The following is a 25047-nucleotide window of genomic DNA, read 5'->3' as shown; positions in this document are numbered from 1 at the left end:
AATGATCAGGCTTGGCAGGCAAAACGCCAGGCCAGCTCGGCCATGGGGCGGGCGCCTGCGCCCGATGTTTTGGCCTGTTCGCTGGACGCCGTGCCGTCTTCGACGCGCTTGGCAATGCCTTGCAAAATGGCCGCGATGCGGAACATGTTGTAGGCCAGGTAAAAGTTCCAGTCCTTGGCCAAAGCCTCGGGGGTGGTGAAGCCGGTGCGCTCGCAGTAGCGGCGGATGTATTCGGCCTCCGAGGGAATGCCCAACGCGGCCAGGTCCAGCCCGCCGATGCCCCTGAAGGTGCCCGGGCTGATGTGCCAGGCCATGCAGTGGTAGCTGAAATCGGCCAGCGGATGACCCAAGGTGGACAGCTCCCAGTCCAGCACCGCCAGCACCTGGGCTTCGTTGGGGTGGAACATCAGGTTGTCCAGGCGGTAGTCGCCATGCACGATGCCGACCAGGGACTCGTCTCGGGCGCTGTCCGGGATGTTTTTTGGCAACCACTCGATCAGTTGGTCCATCTCGGGGATGGGCTGGGTGATGGAGGCCGCGTATTGCTTGCTCCAGCGGCCGATTTGGCGCTCGATGTAGTTGCCGGGTTTGCCGTAGCTGGCCAAGCCTTGCTTGGCGACATCGACTTTGTGCAGGGCAGCCAGCACGCGGTTCATTTCGTCGTAGATCGCGCCGCGCTCGGCAGGCGTCATGCCAGGCAGTGACTGGTCCCACAGCACGCGGCCTTGCACAAACTCCATCACGTAGAACGCGCGGCCAATGACCGACTCGTCGTCGCACAGCACATGCATTTCGGCCACAGGCACATCGGTGCCGTGCAGGCCCTGCATCACGGCAAATTCCCGTTCGATCGCGTGCGCGGACGGCAGCAGTTTGGCCACGGGTCCGGGCTTGGCCCGCATCACGTATTGGCGCGATGGGGTGATGAGTTTGTAAGTGGGGTTGGATTGCCCGCCCTTGAACATTTCCACGCTCAAGGGGCCTGCAAAGCCGGGCAGTCGGGTGCCGAGCCAATCTTCCAGCGCAGGGACGTCGAAGGCGTGGGTGCCTGTGACAGGCCGAGTCCCCACGAAATGGTCGAAAGCACTCATGGGTTCACCCGTCGAGAATCAGTGGCCGCTGCACTCAGCGGTGAAAGGAAGATCCTGGTGCGCGTCAGTGGTCCGCGTTCACGATCAGCAGCAAGGCATCGCGGTCCAGCACCACCAAGCCACCCGGCTCGATGCGGATGATTTGCTCGCGCTCCATCTGCTTGAGTTCCTGGTTGACCCGCTGGCGCGATGCACCCAGCAGCTGGGCCAGCTCTTCCTGCGCCAGTTGCAAACTGATGCGAATGGCTTTGGCGTCGGACAAACTGGGCACGCCGTAGCTGCGCAGCAGGTGGTTGAGCTGTTTGGCCAACCGGGCCCGCAAGGGCAGGGTGTTGAGGTCTTCCACCAAGCCGTAAAGCTGGCGAATGCGGCGCGACTGAAGGCGCAGCATGGCCTCGTAAAACTCGACGTGCTGCGTCAGGATTTTTTTGAAATCCGCCTTGGCGACGTTGAGCGTGGTCGTTTCGCCGTGTGCGTAGCAGTCGTGTGTGCGCCGATCCCCGTCGAAGATCGACACATCGCCAAACCAAATGCCGGGCTCCACATAGGTCAAGGTGATCTGCTTGCCCGACACCGAGGTCGAGCTCACGCGCACCGCGCCCTTGGCACAGGCGATCCACTGCTCGGGCGGGTCTCCCCGTGCCGCAAGCATGTCGCCGTCCTTGAACCGTTTGACGTAAGCGCATCGAAGTATGTCGTGACGAAGTGAAGGAGAAAGGGTTGAGAACCAGCGACCACCATTGATCGCCTCTCGTTCCTCCATTGTCAGAATCGGTTCGTCCATGCTCTGTCCTTTGAGTGACTGGGAATCGTTTTTTTGTCGCCTGGGGGACCAGTCGCTTTAGTCGTATTCGGGTTTTTGCTTGTTCAAAAATGCAGCAATGCCAATGCCTGCATTGCGGTGGTGCAGATTTTTGACAAAGTGATCGCGTTCTCTCGCCAGCTGCGCATGGAGGCTGCTGCCGTCGGCTTCGCCCAGCAGTTCCTTGATGCTGGCCAGCGCGTTGGGGGCCCGACCGTTGATGGTCTCGCACAGCTCCAAGGCTTGCTGCAAGGCTTGCCCTGCATCCACAAGTCGGTTCACCACGCCCAATTGTTGCAGGCGCTCTGCACCGATGCGCTCACCGCACATCAGCAGCTCGGTGGCCAGTTGGCGCGGCACGGCGCGCGACAGACTCCAGCTGCCACCGCCGTCGGGTGACAAGGCAATGCCGCTGTAGGCCATCACGAAGACGCTGTTGCGGGCCGCCACGATCATGTCGCAAGCCAGGGCCAGCGAAAAACCGGCACCGGCTGCTGGGCCTTCGACGGCGGCGATCACGGGTTTGGGGAAGGTGCGGATGGCTTCGATCCAGTTGTGCAGGCCTTCAATGCTTTGCGCTTGGTGTTCAGGGGGCAGCTGGCGGTTGTTTTGCAGGCGCTGCAAATTGCCGCCTGCACTGAAGATGCCATTCGCGCCTGTGATCAACACACTGCGCACATCGTCGCTGGATTCGGCCACGCTCAGGGCTTCGACGCCTGCGGCGTACATCTCGGGCCCGAGGGCGTTGCGGAACTCCGGGTTGCTGAGGGTCAGGACCAAGGTTCGGCCTTCGCTGGTGCTGAGCAGTTGGGCGGTCATCTTCAGTCTTCCGTGTGCATCAATGACAGACCAATCGCACCCCGGCGGCGCAACCAAGGGCTGGGGCGATAACGGGGATCGCCATAGACGGTTTGCAGGTTGAACAGCACTTCGAGGATGCTGTCAGGCCCCAGGCGGTTGCCCATGGCCAAAGGACCCATGGGGTAAGCCAGGCCCAGCGTGACGGCGGTTTCCAGGTCTTGTGGGCTGCAGATGCGCTGCTGGCAAATGTCGGACGCGATGTTGACGATGGTCGCGACCACCCGTTGCGTGACAAAACCCCCACTGTCGCGGATGACCGAGACGGCTTTGCCGTCGCGGGCAAACAGGGCGTGGGCCGCGTCACGCATGTCGGCTCGGGTGGCCGGGTTGGTGGCCAGCACTCGGCGTCGGGTCGACGCATCCACAAAGAGCATGTCGATGCCCACGGTGCGGGCCGGGTCCAGGCGTTCGACCACGGCCACGGTGGTGATGTCAAAGCCCAGCGGTGCCACCAAGGTGAGCGCCTCTGGCGATGGCGAGGCGCCGGTTTCGATTTGGGCGCCCAGGTCCTTGAGCAGCTGCAGCAGTTCCATGCGGCGGGTGGCCCGGGGCGAGACCCAAACAGGTGGAATGCGCTCCACCACAGGCACGGGGGGCTCGGCGGGCACTTGCGCTGCGCCCTCGACGTATTTGTAAAAACCTTCGCCCACTTTTTTGCCGACCACACCACCGGCCAGCCTTTGGGCGGTGATCACATTGGGCCGGTAGCGTGGCTCTTCGTAATACTGGTGGTAAATGGCTTCAATGACGTGGTGCGAGACATCGAGCGCGGTCAGGTCAAACAACTCGAAAGGCCCGAGTTTGAAGCCGACCTGGTCGCGCAGAATGCGGTCAATCGTGGCGAAATCGGCCACGCCCTCGCTCACGATGCGAAGCGCTTCGGTGCTGTAGCCGCGGCCTGCGTGGTTGACGATGAAGCCGGGGGTGTCTTGCGCTTGTACGGGCGTGTGGCCCATTTGGCGCGCAAATTCGGACAGGCGCTGGCAGACGGCGGGGTCGGTTTTCAGGCCCGCGATCACCTCGACCACTTTCATGAGTGGCACGGGATTGAAGAAGTGGTAGCCGGCAAACTGGGCAGGACGCTGCAAGGCGGCGGCAATGGCCGTGACCGACAGCGATGAGGTGTTGGTCACCAGCACAGCCGTGGGGGCCAGTACTTTCTCCAGATCGGTGAACAGGCTTTTTTTGACCTCCAGCTTTTCGACGATGGCTTCGACCACCAGTTCGCAATCGGCCAATTCTTGCAGGCTGGCAGCGCCGAGCAAGCGGCTTTTGTGGCTGGTCACGGCTTCGGCGGTCAGGCGGCCTTTTTCTTGGAGCTTGTTCCATTGTTGGAACACGGCCTCACGCGCTTTGGCCACCGCTTCGGGCTGGGTGTCGTACAGCCAGACCTGGCTGCCCGCTTGTGCTGCGATCTGGGCTATGCCGCGGCCCATGGCGCCGGCGCCGATGATGGCCACTTTGGAAAATGCAAGAGTCATAAATGAAATGAGGTCTTCAGGAGGAGAGGTTTCTCGACAAACAGCCGTTGCACCCAAGGCCAAGGCCCATGGCTTGTGGCCCAGCGCACAGCAAAACACCGAAGATTATCGCCTCAGTTCAGAGGCTAAACACGGGTGGACGGTGCGACTCAGCGGCGCACTTGCAGTGCACCCGGGTTGACGATGTTGGTGGGGGTGCCCTTGATGAAATTCACCACGTTGTCGAAAGCGGCACCGAAATAGTGTTCATAGCTGCTTTTTTCAACATAGCCGATGTGCGGCGTACAAATGCAGTTTTCCAAACGCAACAAGGCCGAGCCTTGCAAAATCGGCTCGGATTCGAAGACGTCGATGGCGGCCAAGCCGGGCCGACCCCGGTTCAAGGCGCTGATCAGGGCGTTGGGCTCGATCAACTCGGCGCGTGAGGTGTTCACAAACAAGGCTGTGGGTTTCATGCGACCCAAGTCCTCACCGGTGACCACGCCTTGGGTGGCTTCGTTGAAGCGCAAATGGATCGAGACGACATCGGACGCTTCAAAAAAAGCCACTCTGCTACTGGCAGCACGGTGGCCATGCTGAACGGCCAGGGTGCGCGACTCGTCGCTGCCCCAAACCATGACATCCATGCCAAATGCTTTGCCGTAGCCGGCCACCAACTGACCAATCTGGCCGTAACCCCAGATGCCCAGCGTCTTGCCGCGCAACACCGTGCCCAGTCCGAAGTTGGCGGGCATGGAGCCCGCTTTCAAGCCTGACTGCTGCCAGGCCCCGTGTTTGAGGTTGCCGATGTACTGCGGCAGGCGACGCGTCGCAGCCATGATCAAGGCCCAGGTCAGCTCGGCTGGCGCGACCGGAGAGCCGACACCTTCGGCCACGGCCACCCCGCGCTCTGTGCAGGCGGCCAAATCAATGTGTCCGCCGACACGGCCTGTCTGGACAATCAGCTTCAAGCGCGGCAGTTTTTCGATCAAGGCCCGGGTCAGATGGGTGCGTTCACGAATCAGCACAATGATGTCTGCGTCTTTCAAGCGCACAGACAACTGCCCGATGCCTTTGACGGTGTTGGTATAGACCTTGGCAGGGAAATTTTCGAGTTTGACTGCGCAGTCGAGTTTGCGCACTGCATCTTGGTAGTCGTCAAGGATCACAATGTTCATCCCTCCATTGTGCCCTGACGAGGTGACCTGTTCAGGTCAGCGGGGTGGCTTTTCGGCTCAAATTCGGGCTTGTGCGGCCTCGAGAGCCGCCAAGCGGTCCAGTTCGGCGCAGACATCGGCCATGCGTCCCGAAATCACCATGCGACCGGCACCCTTGACGCGTTGATCGCTTTCGGCCACCCGCAATACACGCAGTGCGGGCGTGGTCAGAGGCTGAACGCGCAGCGGCTGAGGTGTGGTCCTTGATGCCAGCGGTCCGCAGACGGGCTGGCGGGTGGCCCAGACAGGCCGCAAATAGGCATTGCCGCGCTGGGATTTGGCCGCAGCGGGGGCCGCACGGTGGAGACGGGAGAGGCCTTGAAAAAGACCCGAAAAAGCAAGCAGAGCGATTCCCATGTGAAACCTTTCAAAAGCATGGAGGTTGGACACAGGCAGGATTGCTGAAGGAGCTTGTTGCATCAGGGCCGACAGAACCATGCCGTCAGCGCCCGCCACCTGCTGCAACAAGCAGGTGGGTTACATCAAAAGGGTGTTTCGGATCAGGCCCACGGCCAAGCCTTCGATGTCGAATGGCTCCTCGGGGTTGACCACGATGGTGGGGTAGTCGGGGTTTTCGGGCAAGAGCTCGATGCCACCGCTGGTTTTGCGCAGCCGCTTGACGGTGACTTCATCGCCGAGTCGGGCCACCACGATCTGGCCGTTGCGCACTTCCTTGGTGGATTTCACGGCCAGCAGGTCACCGTCCATGATGCCCGCGTCTCGCATGGACATGCCGCGAACGCGCAACAAGTAGTCGGGCTGCTCAGCAAACAAGCTGCTTTCGATCTGGTAGGTTCTGTCCACGTGCTCTTGAGCCAAAATGGGTGAACCTGCTGCGACACGACCGACCAGAGGCAAACTCAATTGACCCAAGCCGGGCAGGGTGAGGCTGAACAAATCGGACGGTGCCCGGAGTGGGTGGCGGTTGCTGCCTTTGAGGCGAATGCCCCGTGAAGTGCCGCTGACCAGCTCGATGGCGCCTTTGCGGGCCAAGGCCTTGAGGTGTTCTTCTGCCGCATTGGCCGACTTGAAGCCCAGCACGCTGGCGATTTCGGCACGCGTGGGGGGGGCACCGGTGTTGGCGATGGTGTTCTGGATCAATTCCAGAATTTCCTGCTGCCGGGCGGTGAGTTTGGGGCTGTCGGTCATTGCGGTCTCCTTGGGGGACTGGTGGAACTGTTGTTCTATCCAGTGACTGTATTTTTAACCAGTTTTTGAGGCTGTGCAAGTGGTTGACGCAAAAAAAATTCAGAAAGTCGTGGTTTTGGGCACAGGCGGCACCATCGCCGGCACGGCTGCCAGCGCTGCTGACCACACGTCTTACAGCGCCGGGCAGTTGGGGGTGCAGCAATTGATGGACGCGGTGCCAGGGTTGGACGCGGTTTTGCAGGGCGGTTTGTTGGTGTGCGAGCAAGTGGCGCAGTTGGACAGCAAGGACATGGACCACGCCACTTGGCAGGCACTCGCGCTGCGTTGTGTCCACTGGCTCGAGCAGGCTGACGTGGGTGGCATCGTCATCGCGCATGGCACCGACACGCTCGAAGAAACCGCGTGGCTTTTGCAAATGCTGCTGCACGCCCATAAACCGGTGGTGCTCACGTGTGCCATGCGGCCGGCCACAGCCCTTGCGCCCGATGGCCCGCAAAACCTGCTGGACGCGATGGCCGTGGTCTGCGACCCGATGGCACGGGGTGTCCTGGCCGTTTGTGCCGGCCGGATCCACAGTGCCCGAGACGTGCAAAAAGTCCATCCTTACCGGTTGGACGCTTTCAGCTCAGGCGAGGCTGGCCCGCGTGGCTGGGTGGAGCAAGGCCATGTGCGTTGGTCCGACCCGGGCGCTTGGCCGGTGGCGCATGCCCATGCCCACTTGGCTTTGCAGCTGCCCGCTGCCGGTTGGCCCTGGGTCGAGGTGTTGTTCAGCCATGCCGGAGCCGATGCCCGCCAGGTGCGTGCCCTGGTGGCCGCTGGCGTGAAGGGCCTGGTGGTGGCGGGCACCGGCAATGGCACGGTGCACCAAAGTCTCATGTCCGCGCTGGTCGAAGCTCAGGATCAAGGCGTCGGTGTGCGCCTGACCTCCCGCTGCGCCGAAGGTCAAGTTGTGGGGCAACCCGATTTGCAAATGTCGCCCAGAGGGCTCAATGCGTTCAAGGCCCGGGTGAGCTTGATGCTGGATTTGATGGGCCAGGGCTGATCGGCCCCGCAAAGCACAAAGCCCCGCATGACGGGGCTTTGTGCTGGTGTCGTGAGTGAAGGATCAGCTCGCCAGCGCCTCGAAAGCACGGGCGGTGATGTCTTCCACGCTGCCCGTGCCGCTGATGGCGCGGTAGCGGGGTGCGGCGGCGGGATCTTGCTGGGCCCAGCCGGAGTAGTAGTCCACCAGTGGGCGGGTTTGCGCGCTGTAAACATCCAGGCGCTTCTTGACGGTTTCTTCCTGGTCATCAGCGCGTTGCACCAGGGGCTCGCCGGTCACGTCGTCCATGCCAGCTACTTTGGGGGGATTGAACTTGACGTGGTAGGTGCGGCCAGAGGCGGGGTGTGAGCGGCGGCCGCTCATGCGGTCGATGATGGCGTCAAAGGGGACGTCGATTTCAAGAACGTAGTCGAGCTTGACGCCGGCAGCCTTCATCGCATCGGCTTGGGGGATGGTGCGGGGGAAGCCGTCAAATAGGAAACCGTTGGCGCAGTCGGCCTGGGCGATGCGCTCCTTGACCAGGTTGATGATCAGGTCGTCGCTGACCAGACCACCTGACTCCATGACGGCTTTGGCTTGCAGACCCAGTGGGGTGCCGGCCTTGACGGCAGCGCGCAGCATGTCGCCGGTAGAGATTTGGGGAATGTTGTATTTCTGGCAGATGAAAGTGGCTTGCGTGCCTTTGCCAGCACCGGGGGCGCCCAACAGAATTAGTCTCATGGGAATGTCCTTATCGTTTGAAATTTTTTCGGCTTGTCGGGCTCCATGACCGATGCCGGATTGTTATTGAGAATATCACGCCAGCCTCAAAGTTGGCTTACGGCGTCAGCCCTGGTTTGCCGTTCAGGGGATCAGCTGGCGCACACGCGCCAGGTCCTCGGGGGTGTCAACGCCTGGGCCGGGTGCCTCGCGGGTCACATGGACCGCGATCCGGTGGCCATGCCACAGGGCACGCAGTTGTTCCAGTGATTCCATGGTTTCAATGGGTGCGGGCGTCAAGGTCGGAAAGAGCGCCAGAAAACCAGCCCGGTAACCGTAAATGCCAATGTGGCGCAAGGGCGCTGGGTTGGGCAGGGCCTTGAAACCCGAGTCCGACTGGCCATCTCGCCACCAGGCGATGGGGGCCCGGCTGAAATAAAGCGCCATCTGGCGTGCGTCCATGACCACTTTGACCACATTGGGATTGGTGAACTCTTCGAGTGATGCGATCGCATGAGCAGCTGTGCTCATGCTGGCGTCGGGCCGCTCGCGCAGCACGCGGGCCACGTCGTTGATGAGCGCGGGCGGGATCAGTGGTTCATCGCCTTGCACATTGACCACCACCGCATCGTTGGGCAGGCCCAGCAATTGGCAGGCTTGAGCCAGCCGGTCGCTGCCACTGAGATGGTCTTGGCGCGTCAACAGCGCCTGCACGCCGTGTGCCGCACAAGCGGCCACGATGCGTTCGTCATCGGCGGCCACCACAACTTGGCTGGCCTGCGACTGCAGCGCCCGCTGCGCCACGCGCACCACCATGGGCAATCCGCCAATGTCGGCCAGGGGTTTGTCGGGCAGACGGCTGGACGCCATGCGGGCAGGAATCACCACGGTGAAGCCCTGTGGCGCAGGAACAACGTTCATGGTCTGGACTCAGAGCGCCGGCCGCAGGGCGGCCAGTTGGTCAATTTCTTCGTCACTCAAAGGGCGGGCTTCGTTTTCCAGCAGGATGGGGATGCCTTTGCGCACCGGATAAGCCAAGCGTGCGCTGCGCGAGAGCAGTTCTTGACGTTCGCGGTCAAAGTTGAGTGGGCCTTTGGTGACCGGGCAAACCAGCAGTTCGAGCAATTTGGTGTCCATGCCGCCAATGATAACGGGACCCCGGTCTGGGCGGGTGCGTGCGCATCATGCGTTGGCTGCTGCATCAGTTGTGCCCGCAGGCCCGCGAGGCGCAGGTGGGCCAGGTCAGCGTTGCAAGAGGGCGTCCAGCCGCGCATCCAGCGCTGACCAGAAACCCTCTTCGGGCGTGACCACCAAGGGCACGGCCAGCGCACTGGGTTCATGGGGCCAGAGTTTGGCGGCGTCCTTTTCGGTGCACAGCCAGGTGCGCTCCGGTTGGGCTGGCCAGTCTTGGTAGCTGTGGTGATCGGGCAAGGCGGTGGTGGAGCTCAGGCTCAGACCCGATTCGCGCAGCATCTGGAAAAAAGCCTCTGGCCGAGCCAGCCCGGCCACCCCATGCAATGGACGGTTGATCAGTTCGCTCAGGGCAATGCGCTGGCCCGTGGCTGTGATGGCGTGGTCCGCCAGCTGCCGTGTGGCCAGGAAATGCGGTACCTGTTCGTCCCCGGCCCCACTGACCGAGGGGCTTGGGCCTGTGTGCAGCACCCAATCGACCCTGCGTGGCCAGGCTTCGCGCAGAGGACCTGCCGGCAACAACCAGCCGTTGCCTACGCCGCGTTCGTCCATCACACAAATTTCGAGGTCACGGGCCAAGGCCAAGTGCTGCAAGCCATCGTCGCAAAGCAACACTTGCACTTGCGGGTGAGCTTGCAACAAGCCCAGTGCCGCATCGGCCCGGGCTCGGGCGACCCAAACGGGCACCCCAGTGGCTTGGTGAATCAGCAAAGGTTCGTCGCCCACATCCATCGGGTGGCTGTCGTGAGTCACCGCACGGGCGTCACGGGTTTGGCGTCCGTGTCCGCGAGAAATCACCCCGACCCGCAGGCCCCTGGCCTGCAAGTGCTGGGCCAAGGCGATCGTGACGGGGGTTTTGCCTGCACCGCCTGCCACCACATTGCCCACCACGATGACCAAGGCGGGAACCCGTCGGGTGTTGAAAAGGCCTCGGGCGTAGGCCATGCGTCGCATCGCTATCAAGGCGCCATAAATGGCCGCCACTGGGCGCAAGGACCAGGCCACCGGGCCGCGCCCTTGCCATAGTCGGGGCAGCGCTTGGTGCAAGAACTTGGACAGGCCCATGCCGATCAAGAGCCTGGCACTTCGGCCGTCTGGGCGGCGAAGGTGATTTTGGACAATCCGCTGCGGCGTGCCGCCTCCATGGCATGGATGACGCTTTGGTGCGAGGCGGAGGCATCTGCACTGATGATCAGCATCGCGTCTTTGTCGGCCAGGGGGGTGAGTACCGCCACCAATGCGCCCACCGAGCTGGCACCGACAGGGGATTTGTTGATGGCGTAATGCCCTTGAGAGGTGATGGTGAGCACAATTTGGCGGGGTTTTGGGCTGGAGGCGATGGCATCGGCCGTGGGCAAGTTCAGTTGGATTTCGGTCAGGCGCGACCATGTGGTGGTGAGCATCAAAAAGATCAGCACCACCAAGAGCACGTCAATGAACGGGACCAGGTTGATCTCGGGCTCTGGGGCGGCACGTGGCGTTTTGAAGTTCACAGGCAACCTTCAGGTGCTGGTGCGGCTGAGGTGGCGGGCAAAGCGCTCGGCCGCCACTTCCATGGCCAGCACATGGCGGTCCACCACAGCGCGAAAGTAGCGCCAAAACATCAAGGCTGGAATCGCCACGATCAAACCAAAAGCCGTGTTGTACAGCGCGACCGAAATGCCGTGGGCCAACAAGGCAGGCTGGTTGTTGGCGGCTGTGTGGGCCCCAAAAATCTCGATCATGCCCACCACCGTACCCAGCAAGCCCAGCAGCGGTGCTGCCGAGGCGATGGTGGCCAGCGCGGGCAAGAAGCGCTCCAGCCCTTGGGCTGCCAAGCGCCCCGCCATTTGCATATGGGCCTGGATGTCTTCGTACGTGGCTTTGGGGTTCGCTTGCAAGCAGCGGAGCCCGCTGGCCAACACCGGGCCCATGGCCCCGGCTTGGTCCAAGGTCTGGATCATCTCGGGCAGGGGCACACCGCGTTGTGTGGCCTCGATGGTTTGGCTCAGGATGTTGGCAGGCATGACCTTGGCGTCCTGCAGCTGCAAGCTGCGCTCCAGGATCAGCGCCAAGGCCAAAATGGAACACAAAATCAGGGGCCAGATGGGCCAGCCGGCGGCTTGTATGATGGACAGCAAGAAAAGTCCTTCCCGGTTTTTCGTGATCAAAGCGCCTGATTATCGGTCAATGCCCGTGTCCTGTGGGCGGGCTTCCATTTCTGTGGATAACTTTGTGAAGAACTTTGACCTTGTTGATTTTCAGCATACTCCGGTACATAGAATTTTTTCAAAATTTGACCGGTGATTTTTAAAATATCCCATGAAATCAATGACTTGCAAAATTTTGCTTCTTCGGCGCGCCGGACCTTCGCCCGAATCCGCCTCACGCCTGGTTTGTGGAGTACTTGACCGCAACCGTGCTGGGTTTGCCGCCTGAAACCCTTTTGCAACGCTGATCAATCCTCAATGCCATGCCCTTGAATGACGATTTGAAGCCGCGTGCGTGGACAGTTTCTGCGCTGTGCCGCGCCATGGCTGACACGCTGGACGCCCAGTTCAACCCGGTCACGGTGCGCGGCGAGATGTCGGGCTTCTCGCGCGCTGCCAGCGGGCATTGTTATTTCTCGATCAAGGACGACACCGGGCAGATCCGCTGCGCCATGTTTCGGCGCGCCGCAAGTTTGATGGACTTTGCGCCGCTCGACGGTGAACTGGTCGAGGTGCGGGGGCGTTTGGGGGTGTACGAGGCCCGTGGCGATCTGCAGTTGATCGTCGAGTCCATGGAGCGGGCCGGGCAGGGGGCTTTGTTCGAGCAGTTTTTGCGCCTCAAGGCCCAGCTCGAAGCCGAGGGCCTGTTTGACCCCGCCCACAAACGCGACTTGCCCGCCCAGCCCCGAGCCATTGGGGTCGTGACCTCGCTGGGCGCTGCCGCTTGGCACGATGTGGTGACCGCTTTACAGCGGCGCGTGCCGCACATTCCCGTGTTGATGGCCCCGGCCTTGGTGCAGGGCGCAGGCGCTGCCGCCACGCTGGTGCAGGCCTTGCAAAACATCTATGCCCTCACGGCCGAAGACAACCCGCTGTCGCCCCCGGTGGACGTGATTTTGTTGGTGCGTGGGGGCGGCTCGATGGAAGACCTGTGGTCATTCAACGATGAAAACCTGGCCCGCGTGATCGCCCAAAGCCCTGTGCCGCTCATTTGCGGCGTGGGCCATGAGACCGATTTCACCATCGCTGACTTTGTGGCCGATGTGCGAGCCCCAACGCCCACGGCCGCTGCCGAGATGGCTGCGACCGATCGGGGTGTGGGTCTTGAGGCTTTGAGCGTGTTGGAGCACCGATTGACCCGAGGCCTGCTGCGCCAGCAAGACCGGCAGGCCCAGCAACTGGACGGTGTGGCCGCCCGATGGGGCGCAGGCCTGGCCCGGCAGCAAGACCGCCAAGCCCAACGGCTCAGTGCCATCGCCGTCCGCTTGAGCCGCCCGCAAGCGCTGCTGGGCCAGCACGGCCAGTGGCTGGCGCAGTTGGCGCACCGCTTGCAAGCGGGTGCTCAAACCCGGTTGGTGGCCAGTGGCCACCAGCTGACGCGGCTCGATGACCGCTTGAAATTCAATCGGGGCCAGCAAGTGCAGCAAAGTGCCCAGCGCCTGGAGCGGGCCGCTTTGCGTTTGTCGTCAGTGGATCCGCGCCGGGTGCTGGAGCGCGGCTATGCCTGGCTGAGCGACGACAAGGGCCAGGCTTTGACCCATGCCGGGCAGTTTGAGCCCGGGCAGAGCGTTCAGGCGACCTTGTCTGACGGTGTGGTGCCTTTGACGGTGTCTGGTTGATGGAGCTTTTGGGGTAAGCCTTGGCGGGGTGGGGCCAGGGCGACGATTTTGGGTACTCCCTCATGAGGAGCCCTGGCCCCACCCCGCCAAGGCGATGTCGTTCAGATCACCATCGCAGGAATGCGCGCCAGTGACCTGCCGCTCCAAAGGGCGATCAGGCAACCCCTAAAATGCATGGGTCTACCCTCAACCCGCAACAACAAAAGGACACCCTCATGGAACACACCTTGCCCGCTCTGCCTTATGCCATCGACGCATTGGCCCCCCATTACAGCCAGGAAACCCTGGAATTCCACCATGGCAAGCACCACAACGCCTATGTGGTGAACCTGAACAACCTGCAAAAAGGCACTGAATTCGAGAGCATGTCCCTCGAAGAGATCATCAAAAAATCCAGCGGTGGTGTGTACAACAACTCGGCCCAGATCTGGAACCACACCTTCTTCTGGAACTGCATGAAGCCCAACGGCGGCGGCGAGCCCACAGGCGCTTTGGCCACAGCCATCAACGCCAAGTTCGGCAGCTACGCCGCTTTCAAGGAAGCCTTCGTCAAGAGCGCCGTGGGCAATTTTGGCTCCGGCTGGACTTGGCTGGTCAAGAAAGCCGACGGCTCGGTCGACATCGTCAACATGGGCGCTGCCGGCACCCCCCTGACCACCGGTGACACCGCCTTGCTGACCGTGGACGTGTGGGAACACGCTTATTACATCGACTACCGCAACATGCGTCCCAAGTTCGTTGAGACTTTCCTCGACAAGCTGGTGAACTGGTCTTTCGCCGAGAAAAACTTCGCCTGATCGACGTTTTCTCCAAGTCAAAAAGCCCGCGGATGCGGGCTTTTTGCTTCATGGGAAGAAGGTGAATGTGACACTGGGTGGACCGGATTGCCCAGAGCCAACAGCCCGCTGTCTGGAAAGACCATCGATCAACCTCTGAGCTGAGCATGGGCTGGGGCCGGGCGCCGATTTTGGGTACCCCCTCATGAGGTGCCCGGCTCCAGCCTGTGCTCAGCGGCGCCCACAGCACAACGCACCTGACAACGAATCAGCGAATCAACGAATCAGCGAATCAGCGAATCAGCGAATCAGCGAATCAGCGAATCAGCGAATCATCATCCCGCCATCCGCAACGATGGTCTGACCCGTCACATACTGCCCAGCCCGACTGGCCAAAAACACCGCCACACCGCCAATGTCGTCCGGCTCGCCCATGCGGCGCAGCGGGGTCTCGTTGTTGTACTTGGCGCTCAGCACCGGGTCCTCGTGCAGCGCCTTGGCAAAGTCCGTTTTGATCAGGCCTGGGGCGATGCAGTTCACGCGGATATTGTCTGGGCCCCATTCCACCGCCAGGTTGCGCGCGAGCTGCATGTCGGCGGCTTTGGAGATGTTGTACGCGCCGATGATGGCCGAGCCGTGCAGGCCGCCAATGGAAGACACGATCACGATCGCACCGTCCTTCTTGGCCTTCATGTCCGGATAAACCATGGTGCACAGCCAAGTGTTGGACAACACGTTGTTGCGCATGACCTTGTCGAACACCTCGTCGCTCATGCCTGTGGTGGGGCCGTAATACGGGTTGGTGGCCGCGTTGCACACCAGGATGTCGATGGGCCCCCACGCGGCACGGGTCTGCTCGATCAGGTTTTGCAACTGCTCTTTGCTGGAGATGCTGGCCGCTATTGCCATGGCCTCGCCGCCAGCGGCCTGGATTTCCTGGACCACCACTTCGCAGGCGTCCAGCTTGCGGCTGGACACGACCACCTTGGCGCCTTGGCGGGCCAATTGGTGCGCGATCGATCGGCCAATGCCCCGGCTGGAGCCCGTGACGACGGCGACTTTCCCTGTGAGATTGAACAGCGACATGAAACGGTCTCCTTGTTGAATGCTGGGCAGTCTGCCCGTGTGCGCACCAGGTGTCTGTCTTGCGGGTGTCACCGCGCCGACCCACCTTGATTGGCCTGAGCCACAATGCTGTCCATGGAACAAGTGGATGCTGTCGTGATCGGGGCCGGCGTGGTCGGCCTGGCTGTGGGGCGGGCGCTGGCGCTGTCGGGCCGCGAGGTGTTGGTGCTCGAATCGGAAAACGCCATTGGCACGGGCACCAGCTCGCGCAACAGCGAGGTCATCCACGCGGGCATTTATTACCCGGCTGGCTCCCTCAAGGCGCGCTTGTGTGTGCAGGGCAAGCAGATGCTTTACGCCTATTGCGCCGAACGCGGCGTGGCGCACCAGCGCCTGGGCAAGCTGATCGTGGCCACCAGCCCGGAGCAAGTGCTGGCGCTCGAAGGCATCAGGGCCAAAGCCGCCGCCAACGGCGTGCATGACCTGCAAAAACTCACGGCTGCCCAGGCCCAAGCGTTGGAGCCTGCGCTGGCTTGCGAAGCGGCGCTGCTGTCGCCCAGCACTGGCGTGATTGACAGTCACGGCTACATGCTCGCCTTGCAAGGGGATATGGAAAACGCAGGCGGTCTGCTGGCGCTGGTCTCGCCCGTGCAGCACATCGGGCTGCAACACGGCACGCCCACGCACCCCATCCGCGTGACCACGAAAGACGGCACCGAGCTGGCCTGCCAAGTGCTGGTCAATGCTGCGGGTCTGAGCGCGGTGGCGCTGGCGCGCGGCATGGCTGGACTGGATCCCTCCCTGCTGCCGCAAGCCCATTACGCCAAAGGCAACTACTTCACCTTGGCAGGCAAGGCGCCGTTTTCCCGTTTGATCTACCCCGTGCCCGAAGCGGCGGGGCTGGGCGTGCACCTCACGCTGGATCTGGGTGGGCAGGCCAAGTTCGGCCCGGATGTGCAATGGGTCGATGACCCTGCCGACCTGCAGGTGGACCCGCGCCGGGGCGACGCCTTTTATGCCGAGGTGCGCAAATACTGGCCCGCTTTGCAAGATGGTGCACTGCAACCGGGCTATGCCGGCATGCGTCCGAAGATCAACGCCCCGCACGAAACGGCGGCCGACTTCATGGTCCAGGGCCCGGCCGAGCACGGTGTGCCAGGGCTGGTGAATTTGTTGGGCATCGAGTCGCCAGGCCTGACCAGTTCGCTGGCGATGGCTGACGAGGTCTGTGCCCGCCTGGCTTGATCGCTTTCGGGACAGCGCAGGCGGCGAGGGCGCACCTATCATGGCGCGCATGCACCCTTTTGACGAAGCCATTGACCTGCGCGCCTGTGCACTTCAGAACGCGCCCCACGAATTCACGGGTTCCACCCACCCGGCCTACGCCAACATGGTCGGCCCCTTTGGGGGGACCACCGCTGCACAGTTGTTGCAGGCCGCCTTGTTGCACCCCGATCGCTTGGGCGAGCCGGTGGCGCTCACGGTGAACTTTGCGGCGCCAGTGGCCGATGGCGAGATCCGCTTTGTCGCGCGGCCCGTGCGCACCAACCGCTCCACACAGCACTGGATCATCGAAGCCCACCAGACCGACAATCAAAGCGAAGGCGTGGTGGCCACCGCCACCGCCGTGTTCGCAGTCCGGCGCGAGACCTGGTCCAATGTGGAAGCGGTCATGCCCGCCAATGTGCCCGCGCCCTATGCCGTGCCCCGCATGCCCGTGAAGGGCATGCCCGCTTGGCCCCAGCGCTACGACATGCGTTTTGTCGAAGGCGCTTTCCCGACGGCCTTTGACGAACAAGAACAAACCCACTCGCGCTCGACCCTGTGGGTGCGCGACGAACCCGAGCGGGCGATGGACTTTGCCTCGCTGGCGGCCATGAGCGACAGCTTTTTCCCACGCATCTATGTCCGCCGCCGCCGCCGGGCCATGATCGGCACGGTGTCACTGACCACTTATTTCCACGCCGACAGCGCCTTGCTGGCGCAGCTGGGCAAGCGCCACGTGCTGGGCGTGGCCAAGGCCCTCAATTACCGCCACGGCTACTTTGACCAGACGGGCGAACTCTGGAGCCCCGAGGGCCAGCTGCTGGCCAGCACGCACCAACTGGTGTATTTCAAGGATTGAGCCTTTTGGGCTCGTGGCTTCTGCCTGTTCAATGGTCTTGACGGCTGGATTATTTGCATCTACATTAATTTGATGCATGCCAAGCTGAGTTGGGATGAAAAAAAGAGGCAAATCAACCTGCGCAAGCACGGGCTGGACTTTGCTTTGGCGGGGGCTGTTCTGGATTCCCGTTACCGGCTGGACATTCCAGTGGTCCGAGGCTCAGAAACCCGAACTTTGTCCATGTCGTATGCGATGGGTTTTCTGGCAGTCCTGTCGGTGGTCCATGTCGGGCGTGATGGGTCTTGCAGAATCATCAGTTTCCGACGTGCCAGCCGTGAAGAAAGAGAGGCGTACCTTGTCTGGATTGAAAACGAATGCGATGAGCCGTAAAGACGTGATCACAGCTTTGAAGGTCAAAGAGCGCGAGGCCCCTTATGTGTGGGACGGCCAGGATGAGGACGAACGACCGGCGACGCCTGAGGAGTTGGTGCACGGTTTGGCTTTGGCCCGCAAACGCGGCAGGCCATCGGGCAGCGGTATCAAGGAACAGGTGGCGATCCGCTTGGACAAGGACATTCTGGAAGCGTTTCGCGCCCAGGGTCAGGGGTGGCAAACGCGCATCAACCAGGCTTTGAGGCGCTATCTGGCTGAACACCCGACGCAGTCTTGAAGACTGAGCCAGGGCTCGCTGTGATCAGCGTTTCATCTGCTGCAGCGCACTGGCCACTTCGGTGACCAGTGCCGGGCCTTTGTAGATCAGGCCGGTGTAGATCTGCACCACATCGGCCCCGGCTTCTATTTTGGATATCGCGTCGTGCCCGCTCAGGATGCCGCCCACGCCGATGATGGGGAAGTCCCGGCCCAAAGCCGCACGCAGTTGGCGGATCACGCGGTTGCTGCCTTCGAGCACGGGCGCGCCGGACAGGCCTCCCATTTCCTCTGCATGGGCCAGGCCGCTCACCGCATCACGCGCCAGTGTGGTGTTGGTCGCAATCACGCCGTCCATGCCGTGCTTTTGCAAGGTGGCGGCGATCACGCCGACCTGGGTTTCGTCCAGATCGGGGGCGATTTTCAGGAACATGGGCACGCGGCGGCCATGTTCGTTGGCCAGTTCCTCACGCCGTGACACCAGGGCCCCCAGCAGGCCGTCCAGGGCCTCGTCGCTTTGCAGGGCCCGCAGGTTCTTGGTGTTGGGGCTGGAAATGTTCACCGTCACATAGTCGGCATGCGGGTAGACGCCGGCCAGGGCGATCAAATAATCATCGGTGGCGTTTTCAATCGGGGTGGTCGCGTTTTTGCCGATGTTCAGGCCCAGCAGCCGGCCTTGTTGGCGAAATTTGGAGCGCTTGACGTTGGCGATGAAGGCGTCCAGTCCGTCGTTGTTGAAGCCCAAGCGGTTGATCAGCGCTTGGGCTTGGGGCAGGCGGAACATGCGCGGCTTGGGGTTGCCCGGTTGGGCCTTGGGGGTGACGGTGCCCACTTCGACAAAGCCAAAACCCATGGCGCCCAGGCCGTCGATGCACCGCGCATTTTTGTCCAGACCCGCGGCCAAACCCACGCGGTTGGGGAACTGCAAACCCGCCAGGGTGAGGGGTTGGGCCACAAAAGGCTGACGGTAAAGGCGGTCGAGCGGGGTGTTCTGGGTGCGGGCGAGACCTTCGATGGTCAGATCGTGGGCCTCTTCGGGGTCCATTCTGAACAAAACTGGGCGGGTCAGGCAATAAGGGATCAGGGACATTGGATAATTCCGGGCTGGTGCATGGGGTGTTGCGCGGGGATCGCTTGACCCGATTGTCGCAAACCCTGGCCCGCCTCTTTATCTTTCCAACAGAGCCCCTTTCATGACCCAAGACGAACTCAAAGCCCTGGTGGGCCAAGCCGCCCTGAAATACGTTGTCCCTGGCGAGATCGTCGGCGTGGGCACCGGCTCCACGGTGAACAAATTCATCGATGCCCTGGCCAGCATGAAAGACTCCATCAAAGGCGCAGTGTCGAGCTCCGAGGCCTCGACTGTGCGGCTGAAAGCCCTGGGCATTCCGGTGTTTGACAGCAACGAGGTCGAGAGCCTGTCGGTCTACATCGATGGTGCCGACGAGATCGACCACCAGGGCCACATGGTCAAGGGCGGTGGCGCAGCGCTCACCCGAGAAAAAATCGTGGCGGCGCTGAGCAAGCAGTTTGTTTGCATCGCCGACGAGAGCAAGCTGGTGGATGCGCTGGGCGCCTTCCCATTGCCGGTGGAAGTGATCCCGATGGCCACGACCCGCGTCATGCGCCAGTTTGCGGCCATGGGCGGGACAGCCGCCGTGCGCCTCCAGGACGGCCAGCCGCTGGTCACCGACAACGGTCAGCACATCGTCGATGTGAAGGGCCTGAAGATCACCGACCCGGTGGCTTTTGAGAACACCGTCAGCCAGTGGCCGGGTGTGGTGACGGTAGGGGTGTTTGCGCTGCAAAAAGCCCAGGTGTGCTTGCTGGGGACTTCAGCTGGGGTCAAGACGCTGAACTTTTGATGGGGGCGGAGTTTTCGTGCAGGCCGCCTCTGCGGCCAGATGCCTGCTGACTCTGAAGGAGGCTGCCCCTGTAGCCGAATGTTTTCAGCGGCTCAACATCCATTCGCGAGCAGGTGCTCGCTGCCACAGGATAAACAGAAGGCGCAACTTTTTGTTCGGGCGAGCTTCAGGCCCGCCGCAGCAGCAGCCGCAAATCAGGGCCTATCGGGTCCACCGAATGAAAGCGCAGCTTCAGTGTGTCGCTCAGCGCAGACAGCACTGGTAAATGGGCCATGCCTTGTCCAGGCCCGATCAGCTGGGGGGCCAGGTAGACCAAATACTCGTCCACCAGACCTTCGCGGATGAATGACCCGTTGAGCTTGTGTCCGGCTTCCACATGCAGCTCGTTGATCTCTCGCCGGGCCAGATCGCGCAGCATGCCGGCCAGATCGACCTTGCCCCCGGGGCCGGGCATGTCGACCACGGTGACACCGCGTGCGATCAGCGCGGCTCGTTTGTCGGCTTGCTCTGGATGGGCCGGATCGACCGCGGTGTAAACCCAGATCTGGCGGGCCTGATCGCCTGCGCCTTGGGTGTCCAGCAGTTGGGCGTTCAAGGGCATGTCGAGGCGGCTGTCCACCACCACCAGGTGCGGTTGGCGAGGTGCATTCAGACCGCGCACGTTCAGTTGCGGATCGTCTTCGAGCACGGTGCCGATCCCGGTCAGGATGGCGCAGGCGCGAGCGCGCCAGGCGTGGCCGTCGGCGCGAGCCTCAGGCCCGGTGATCCATTGGCTTTGACCGTTTTGCAGGGCGCTTTGCCCGTCTAAAGAGGTGGCTATTTTCATCCGCACCCAGGGCAGACCCCTTTCCATGCGGCTGAAAAAGCCGATGTTCAGCTCACGTGCCTGCACAGCAAGGGTGTCGTTTGGATGCAGTGTTTCGGTCTGGACGCCCGCAGCCGCCAGCCGCGCCATGCCCTGACCCGCCACTTGGGGGTTGGGATCGGTCGATGCCGCCACCACACGGCCGATGCCCGCTGCCGCCAGCGCGTCGCAGCAAGGCCCCGTTCTGCCTTGGTGGGCGCAGGGCTCCAGCGTCACCCAGGCGGTGGCGCCTTGCACGCTGTGTCCATGTTCGGCAGCATTGCGCAGGGCCATGATTTCGGCGTGCGGGCCACCTGCCCGTTGGGTGTGGCCTTGGCCCAGCACGGTGCCGTCGGCTGCGGTGATGACACAGCCCACTCGCGGGTTCGGTGAGGTCAGCCACAGGGCCTCGCGGGCGAGGCTCAGGGCCTTGTCCAGAGCTGGGGACAGAGGGCTGGGGTGATCGGTCAAATGCGGCACAGCAGTCAAGAGTTCAGAGGGTCAGAAGGTGTAGGGCAAAGCGTACACGGACTAGGGCGAGGATACGCCAAGCCAGCCGGGCAATGCCGACGTGCTGCTGTGCCAGTCGATGCTTTTGTCTGAGCTGGCCTGCGATTGGAGGTCAGCGGCTGCGGCCGAGCGTCGGCCTGGGGCGGCCCATTGCACACGCACATGCAAGTCGGTCAGCGCCCCATCACCACGGGGTTTGCTGCTTGCTTCCCTCTGGTAGCGCACACCCTGCACCTGCACAAGGGTCTGTGGCGGGCACACAGCGAGGGCCGTTCTGGCTTGGACCTGCAGGCAGTCCATCGCTTCTTGCGCCAGGTGTTGGGCCACCGTGTGTTGGCGGTTTTCGCTGGCGGTGTTCAGCGTTCTGAGGGTCAACTGCGTGGCTCCCACCAGGCCAATGCCCAGAACGGCCGAAGCGATCAGGGCTTCGATCAGGGCCACACCTTGCTGGGCTGATGCGGTGCGGGTCATGGCGCGCCCTCGCTCCAGCTGCCTTGAATGCGCTGCAGGCGTGTGGCATCGATGCCCTGCGGCCAGTTGAGGATGTAGGCGTTGCGCCCTTCGGGCCGCGCCAGCACGGTGCCCGATCGCCATTCGGGCAGGCCCGACTCCACCACCAGCTGGCCTTCGATGGTCCCGGCCTGCCAGCCGCGCATTTTGTCGTCGTTGCAGCCCGAATCGATCAGGACACTGCCGTGAATGCGCACACCCACGCCGATGCGCGGACAGCGCTGGGCACAGGCCTGGGCTGAAAACACCAGCAGAGCCGGGTTGTCCACCGAGCCCACGTTGTCTTGCCAGTCGGCGGGACTGTCAATCCAGTAAATGGTGCGCGCAGGGGTGCTGCGCGCGGTCAGGCCATTGCGTTCTTGGGCTGAGGACCAGGCTTGCAGTTGTGCGTCGGTGATGTCACCCAACACACTGCGCCAAGCGGCGCGTGTGCAGGGGCTGCGGGGACTGGCGGTGTCAGGTCCGTTTTGGCTGCCTCCACCGGGCAAGCTGGCGGCGCTCAGGGCCAGGCAGGCATTTTTTTCGGCGCTGGAGAGGCTGCCATTGCCGTCGGTGTCCGCTGCCCAATGACTGAGCACCGCAGGGCCTTTGACGCTGTTGGCGCAGGCAGGGCCTTGGCTGTTTAGCGGACAGACCCGCAGCTTGGCGGCTGCGCTTTCGCTGACGCAGCCATTGAGCACGAGCGCCGCGGGCGCTGCCAGGGTGGGCGCTGGGGCCACGGTGGGCGCGAACAGGCTCTCTCGCACCAAGGCCTGGCTGTGCTGTCCGGCCATGTTGGCGCTGGCGTGCAGTGTGAGCACATGCGGCGACGTGAGCAGGTCGCGCGCGGCGATGGCGCTCAGCTGCGCTTGCGGCAGGGCCGGGTGTGGCATCAGCCCCAATGCACTGCATTGCCACTGCAGGCCGATCAAGCCTTTGGGGCAGGGGGTTGGGTGATTCAACAGATCCTGGATGGGCGTGGTCAGCAGCATGGCCTGTGCATGGGCCAAAGCCGCTTCAGCCGCCAACTGCGCTTGCTTGGCGCGGGCGTGGTTCTGGCTGGCCAATTGGTCCACCAACACGCTGCGTATGCTGTAAAAGCTGGTCAAGCTGGCCAGGATCACCAAAGCGATGGCCACCAGCAAAGTGATGGCGCCGCTTTGTTTGAAGGCGCGATGGCGTGTCATGGGCAAAACAGCGCCTGTTGGCTGGCCGGCAAGTCGTTGCGCAAATGCACGGTGTGCGTCAGGCTGACCTGCCGCGAGGGGTCGTTGGGCCATTGCGCCGTCAAGGCCATTTCAACGCTGCGGTGCAGCCAGCCTTGGCGCTGCTCACAGCGCAGTTGCCAGCGCAAATCGGTGATCTGCAGGTTGGCGTTGTCGGTGATGGCCAGCCAATCACCGCTGGCGCTGCAGGACCTTTTGGTTTGCAGCGCCTTGCCACTCAGCCGAAACCCCATGCATTCGTTCTTGTCTTGCTCGCCGTTGTGGTTGCGGTCGTGGCTGAACTCGATCTGCTTGCCCTTGATGCTGAAGTCTTCCGGGCCATCGCAAAACGCGTCTTTGCAGGCCGCAGGTGAACGGCTTGCCCAGGCGCCGGCGCTGTAATGGGCTTTGCGCAGCTCCCGGGCCATCCAGTCCATGGCCGAGCGCAGGTCGTGGTGCAGATGGCTGTCGTGCAAGGCCATGCGGTGGCCACGCAGGTGGGTGGAGAGCAAGGCGCTGCCAGCCGCCAGCACGACCCACCCGACCGACAAGCCCACCAGCAGGCCCATCAAGGTTTCCCCCCGTTCATGCGCGCCTGTCATGTGCTCGTCTGCCATGTGGTCACCGCCGCCAGCAGCGGTGGGGATCGCTGTCCAGGTGTTCGCCAGCGCCCAACAGCGCGGTGGCGCTGCCTTGCCAGCTCAGGCGCAAAGGCGTGCAGTCCCGGTCTGAGGCCTGGCTGTTCAAGGGGATGGCTTGGGCCGCATAGCCTTCGGCGCTGGCTTCGGTCAAGGTGATCTGGTAGTGCCCCAAGGGTGAGCGATCGCTGGCCCAGCCGAGGTCACTCAGGTTGTCGGCGTGGCTGTCGTGCTGGCTGCGCCAGCGGGCTTGGTCCATTTGCAGTTGCAGCAGCGCCGCTTGCCCATCGCTGCGGCGGGCCTGGCGCTGCTGCTGTTGGTAAGTGGGCAGGGCCAGGGCCCCGAGCAGCCCCATCAAGGCCACCACGGCCAGCAGTTCGGCCAAAGTCCAACCTCGGCTGTTTGGGAGGGGGTGGCGTTGGGGCGGGGCCATACCCCTGAGGGCCACGGGCATGAATGCTCTCCTGTTGTTTGTTTTTATTGTGGCCTTATGTATTCATCTTGTACAGTGCAACCCACCATGCGTCATCCCTCTTCAAACCCCGTCAAGGCACAGCCAAGCGCCCACGCCCAAGGCTTTACCTTGATCGAGGCCTTGGTGGTGTTGGTTTTGCTGGGCATTTTGGTGGGCATGGGCGCGCCCGCCATGTCGGATTTGCGGGCCAGGCACCAACTGCAAGCCCAAGCCGAGGGATTGCTGAACAGCCTGGTGCTCGCGCGCTCGGAGGCCTTGCGCCGCCAGCAGCGCATCAGCTTGTGCGCTCAGGCCAGTGGGGGTGGCTGTGACGCCAACGGCCAATGGCAACAAGGCTGGCTGGTGTTTGTAGATGGAAACGACAACGGCCTGCAAGATGCCGGTGAGGCGCTGATCGAGACGCACGCCGCCTTGCCGCCGGGCCTGAGACTGACCGCGACCAGCACTTTGAAAACTTACTTTTCCTATGGGCCAGAGGGGCGCAGTGCGACCGCCAATGGTGCGTTCATGGCCGGGACCTGGCGCTTTTGCCGGGCTTCATCTTCGGTCGGCTGGCAGGTGGTCAGCAACGCTTTGGGCAAGCCTAGGATGGCCAGCTACACACCGCAGGAATGCCCTTGAAGTCCAGGCTCGGGCCCATCGCCCCGAGCACCCTCAGCTTTGGACCTCGTCCACCAAGGTCTTGAATTCGTCGATGTCTTCAAAGTTGCGGTACACGCTGGCAAAGCGCACATACGCCACTTTGTCGAGCTTTTTGAGCTCGCGCATGACCAATTCGCCGATGCGGTGAGAAGCCACCTCGCGGATGCCCAGGTTCAAAAGTTTTTCTTCGATGCGCTCGATGGCGCTGTCCACCTGTTCGGTGCTGACGGGCCGTTTGCGCAAGGCCAGATTCAGGCTGCCGCGCAGTTTGTCGCGCTGGTAATCGATGCGCCGGCCATCCTTTTTGACGATGGCCGGGAAATTGACTTCAGGCTTTTCGTAAGTGGTGAAGCGCTTTTCACAGGCCCCACATTGGCGGCGTCGCCGGATGAAATCCCCGTCCTCGGCCAGACGTGTCTCGACCACCTGGGTTTCGAGGTGGCCGCAAAACGGGCATTTCATC

At 62.5% G+C, this 25047-nt stretch carries 31 protein-coding genes; 9 read left to right on the top strand and 22 right to left on the bottom strand.

The window, feature by feature from the left end:
• Positions 1-5 precede the first annotated feature (5 nt).
• The 7 genes from LHAB_RS12690 to lexA all read right to left on the bottom strand — a co-directional run bounded on the left by LHAB_RS12690 (position 6) and on the right by lexA (position 6580).
• Positions 6-1091 (bottom strand): phosphotransferase, encoded by a 1086-nt coding sequence (locus LHAB_RS12690; RefSeq protein ID WP_090046860.1) that lies wholly within the window; start codon positions 1089-1091, stop codon positions 6-8.
• A gap of 64 nt (positions 1092-1155) precedes the next feature.
• The gene (locus LHAB_RS12685; RefSeq protein WP_090046858.1) at positions 1156-1875 is read right to left on the bottom strand and encodes a Crp/Fnr family transcriptional regulator; all 720 of its coding nucleotides are present in this window, start codon (positions 1873-1875) and stop codon (positions 1156-1158) included.
• Between the two features lie 57 nt (positions 1876-1932).
• Entirely contained in the window at positions 1933-2712 is a 780-nt protein-coding gene (locus LHAB_RS12680) for an oxepin-CoA hydrolase, alternative type (RefSeq protein ID WP_090046856.1), read from the bottom strand.
• A gap of 2 nt (positions 2713-2714) precedes the next feature.
• On the bottom strand, positions 2715-4235 hold the full coding sequence (locus LHAB_RS12675; protein ID WP_090046854.1) for a 3-hydroxyacyl-CoA dehydrogenase: 1521 nt from the start codon (positions 4233-4235) through the stop codon (positions 2715-2717).
• A gap of 149 nt (positions 4236-4384) precedes the next feature.
• Entirely contained in the window at positions 4385-5392 is a 1008-nt protein-coding gene (locus tag LHAB_RS12670; RefSeq protein ID WP_090046852.1) for a D-2-hydroxyacid dehydrogenase family protein, read from the bottom strand.
• A gap of 57 nt (positions 5393-5449) precedes the next feature.
• Positions 5450-5788 carry a hypothetical protein gene (locus LHAB_RS12665; protein WP_090047961.1) on the bottom strand — a complete coding sequence of 113 codons (339 nt, stop codon included), beginning with the start codon at positions 5786-5788 and terminating at the stop codon, positions 5450-5452.
• Positions 5789-5908: 120 nt separating this feature from the next.
• Entirely contained in the window at positions 5909-6580 is a 672-nt protein-coding gene (lexA, locus tag LHAB_RS12660; RefSeq protein ID WP_090046851.1) for a transcriptional repressor LexA, read from the bottom strand.
• A 73-nt stretch (positions 6581-6653) separates the two neighbouring features.
• Between lexA and LHAB_RS12655 the strand changes: the two genes are divergently transcribed.
• On the top strand, positions 6654-7622 hold the full coding sequence (locus LHAB_RS12655; protein WP_090046849.1) for an asparaginase: 969 nt from the start codon (positions 6654-6656) through the stop codon (positions 7620-7622).
• 63 nt (positions 7623-7685) lie between these two features.
• Here the strand turns inward: LHAB_RS12655 and adk are convergent, their stop codons facing one another.
• The 7 genes from adk to LHAB_RS14705 all read right to left on the bottom strand — a co-directional run bounded on the left by adk (position 7686) and on the right by LHAB_RS14705 (position 11943).
• Positions 7686-8342 (bottom strand): adenylate kinase, encoded by a 657-nt coding sequence (gene adk, locus LHAB_RS12650; protein WP_090046847.1) that lies wholly within the window; start codon positions 8340-8342, stop codon positions 7686-7688.
• 123 nt (positions 8343-8465) lie between these two features.
• Positions 8466-9242 carry a 3-deoxy-manno-octulosonate cytidylyltransferase gene (gene kdsB, locus LHAB_RS12645; protein WP_090046846.1) on the bottom strand — a complete coding sequence of 259 codons (777 nt, stop codon included), beginning with the start codon at positions 9240-9242 and terminating at the stop codon, positions 8466-8468.
• Positions 9243-9251: 9 nt separating this feature from the next.
• Positions 9252-9458: a Trm112 family protein gene (locus LHAB_RS12640; protein WP_090046844.1), complete on the bottom strand. Its 207-nt coding sequence runs from the start codon at positions 9456-9458 to the stop codon at positions 9252-9254.
• A 105-nt stretch (positions 9459-9563) separates the two neighbouring features.
• A complete protein-coding gene (lpxK, locus tag LHAB_RS12635; RefSeq protein WP_090046842.1) occupies positions 9564-10577 on the bottom strand; it encodes a tetraacyldisaccharide 4'-kinase in 1014 nt (337 codons plus the stop codon).
• Between the two features lie 5 nt (positions 10578-10582).
• Positions 10583-11005 carry an ExbD/TolR family protein gene (locus LHAB_RS12630; RefSeq protein ID WP_090047960.1) on the bottom strand — a complete coding sequence of 141 codons (423 nt, stop codon included), beginning with the start codon at positions 11003-11005 and terminating at the stop codon, positions 10583-10585.
• A 9-nt stretch (positions 11006-11014) separates the two neighbouring features.
• On the bottom strand, positions 11015-11632 hold the full coding sequence (locus LHAB_RS12625) for a MotA/TolQ/ExbB proton channel family protein (protein ID WP_090047958.1): 618 nt from the start codon (positions 11630-11632) through the stop codon (positions 11015-11017).
• Positions 11633-11658: 26 nt separating this feature from the next.
• A complete protein-coding gene (locus LHAB_RS14705; protein ID WP_194943174.1) occupies positions 11659-11943 on the bottom strand; it encodes a hypothetical protein in 285 nt (94 codons plus the stop codon).
• A gap of 21 nt (positions 11944-11964) precedes the next feature.
• Here LHAB_RS14705 and xseA point away from each other — a divergent pair, with 21 nt between their 5' ends.
• Together xseA and LHAB_RS12615 are read left to right on the top strand one after the other, a co-directional pair.
• Complete coding sequence (xseA, locus tag LHAB_RS12620; RefSeq protein ID WP_090046840.1) at positions 11965-13320, top strand: exodeoxyribonuclease VII large subunit; 1356 nt, start codon at positions 11965-11967, stop codon at positions 13318-13320.
• 215 nt (positions 13321-13535) lie between these two features.
• Positions 13536-14117, top strand: a complete 582-nt coding sequence (locus tag LHAB_RS12615) for a superoxide dismutase (protein WP_090046837.1) — start codon at positions 13536-13538, stop codon at positions 14115-14117.
• 303 nt (positions 14118-14420) lie between these two features.
• Here LHAB_RS12615 and LHAB_RS12610 read toward each other — a convergent pair whose 3' ends face one another.
• Positions 14421-15182: an SDR family NAD(P)-dependent oxidoreductase gene (locus LHAB_RS12610; protein WP_090046835.1), complete on the bottom strand. Its 762-nt coding sequence runs from the start codon at positions 15180-15182 to the stop codon at positions 14421-14423.
• Between the two features lie 114 nt (positions 15183-15296).
• On the opposite strand from LHAB_RS12610, the gene LHAB_RS12605 reads away from it, so the two are divergent.
• The 4 genes from LHAB_RS12605 to LHAB_RS12590 all read left to right on the top strand — a co-directional run bounded on the left by LHAB_RS12605 (position 15297) and on the right by LHAB_RS12590 (position 17938).
• Positions 15297-16406 (top strand): NAD(P)/FAD-dependent oxidoreductase, encoded by a 1110-nt coding sequence (locus LHAB_RS12605; RefSeq protein ID WP_090047957.1) that lies wholly within the window; start codon positions 15297-15299, stop codon positions 16404-16406.
• 40 nt (positions 16407-16446) lie between these two features.
• On the top strand, positions 16447-17286 hold the full coding sequence (locus tag LHAB_RS12600; protein WP_090046834.1) for an acyl-CoA thioesterase: 840 nt from the start codon (positions 16447-16449) through the stop codon (positions 17284-17286).
• A gap of 72 nt (positions 17287-17358) precedes the next feature.
• On the top strand, positions 17359-17658 hold the full coding sequence (locus LHAB_RS12595) for a BrnT family toxin (RefSeq protein WP_090046832.1): 300 nt from the start codon (positions 17359-17361) through the stop codon (positions 17656-17658).
• Positions 17648-17938 (top strand): BrnA antitoxin family protein, encoded by a 291-nt coding sequence (locus LHAB_RS12590; RefSeq protein WP_090046830.1) that lies wholly within the window; start codon positions 17648-17650, stop codon positions 17936-17938. Before LHAB_RS12595 ends, LHAB_RS12590 begins: the two co-directional genes overlap by 11 nt.
• A gap of 24 nt (positions 17939-17962) precedes the next feature.
• Here LHAB_RS12590 and LHAB_RS12585 read toward each other — a convergent pair whose 3' ends face one another.
• On the bottom strand, positions 17963-19006 hold the full coding sequence (locus LHAB_RS12585) for a quinone-dependent dihydroorotate dehydrogenase (protein ID WP_090046828.1): 1044 nt from the start codon (positions 19004-19006) through the stop codon (positions 17963-17965).
• A gap of 103 nt (positions 19007-19109) precedes the next feature.
• Between LHAB_RS12585 and rpiA the strand changes: the two genes are divergently transcribed.
• A complete protein-coding gene (gene rpiA, locus LHAB_RS12580; RefSeq protein ID WP_090046826.1) occupies positions 19110-19781 on the top strand; it encodes a ribose-5-phosphate isomerase RpiA in 672 nt (223 codons plus the stop codon).
• 166 nt (positions 19782-19947) lie between these two features.
• On the opposite strand, the gene ribD is transcribed toward rpiA, so the two are convergent.
• The 5 genes from ribD to LHAB_RS12555 are packed head-to-tail and all read right to left on the bottom strand — an operon-like array spanning position 19948 to position 23921.
• Positions 19948-21114: a bifunctional diaminohydroxyphosphoribosylaminopyrimidine deaminase/5-amino-6-(5-phosphoribosylamino)uracil reductase RibD gene (ribD, locus tag LHAB_RS12575; protein WP_228763425.1), complete on the bottom strand. Its 1167-nt coding sequence runs from the start codon at positions 21112-21114 to the stop codon at positions 19948-19950.
• Between the two features lie 42 nt (positions 21115-21156).
• Positions 21157-21606, bottom strand: coding sequence for a type IV pilus modification PilV family protein (locus LHAB_RS12570; RefSeq protein WP_090046825.1), 450 nt, complete (start codon positions 21604-21606; stop codon positions 21157-21159).
• Positions 21603-22811: a hypothetical protein gene (locus LHAB_RS12565; protein WP_090046823.1), complete on the bottom strand. Its 1209-nt coding sequence runs from the start codon at positions 22809-22811 to the stop codon at positions 21603-21605. Before LHAB_RS12565 ends, LHAB_RS12570 begins: the two co-directional genes overlap by 4 nt.
• On the bottom strand, positions 22808-23446 hold the full coding sequence (locus tag LHAB_RS12560) for a hypothetical protein (RefSeq protein ID WP_228763424.1): 639 nt from the start codon (positions 23444-23446) through the stop codon (positions 22808-22810). The genes LHAB_RS12565 and LHAB_RS12560 overlap by 4 nt, the downstream gene beginning before the upstream one ends.
• Positions 23447-23450: 4 nt before the next feature.
• Positions 23451-23921, bottom strand: a complete 471-nt coding sequence (locus LHAB_RS12555; protein ID WP_090046821.1) for a type IV pilin protein — start codon at positions 23919-23921, stop codon at positions 23451-23453.
• A gap of 66 nt (positions 23922-23987) precedes the next feature.
• Here LHAB_RS12555 and LHAB_RS12550 point away from each other — a divergent pair, with 66 nt between their 5' ends.
• Entirely contained in the window at positions 23988-24563 is a 576-nt protein-coding gene (locus LHAB_RS12550) for a GspH/FimT family pseudopilin (protein WP_228763423.1), read from the top strand.
• Positions 24564-24596: 33 nt separating this feature from the next.
• Here the strand turns inward: LHAB_RS12550 and nrdR are convergent, their stop codons facing one another.
• On the bottom strand, positions 24597-25046 hold the full coding sequence (gene nrdR, locus LHAB_RS12545) for a transcriptional regulator NrdR (protein WP_090046816.1): 450 nt from the start codon (positions 25044-25046) through the stop codon (positions 24597-24599).
• Between the last annotated feature and the right edge of the window lies 1 nt (position 25047).

The sequence above is a fragment of the Limnohabitans sp. 2KL-27 genome, assembly GCF_001269345.1.
Classification (GTDB): domain Bacteria; phylum Pseudomonadota; class Gammaproteobacteria; order Burkholderiales; family Burkholderiaceae_C; genus Limnohabitans_A.
This window is presented reverse-complemented; position numbering and strand designations above follow the sequence as displayed.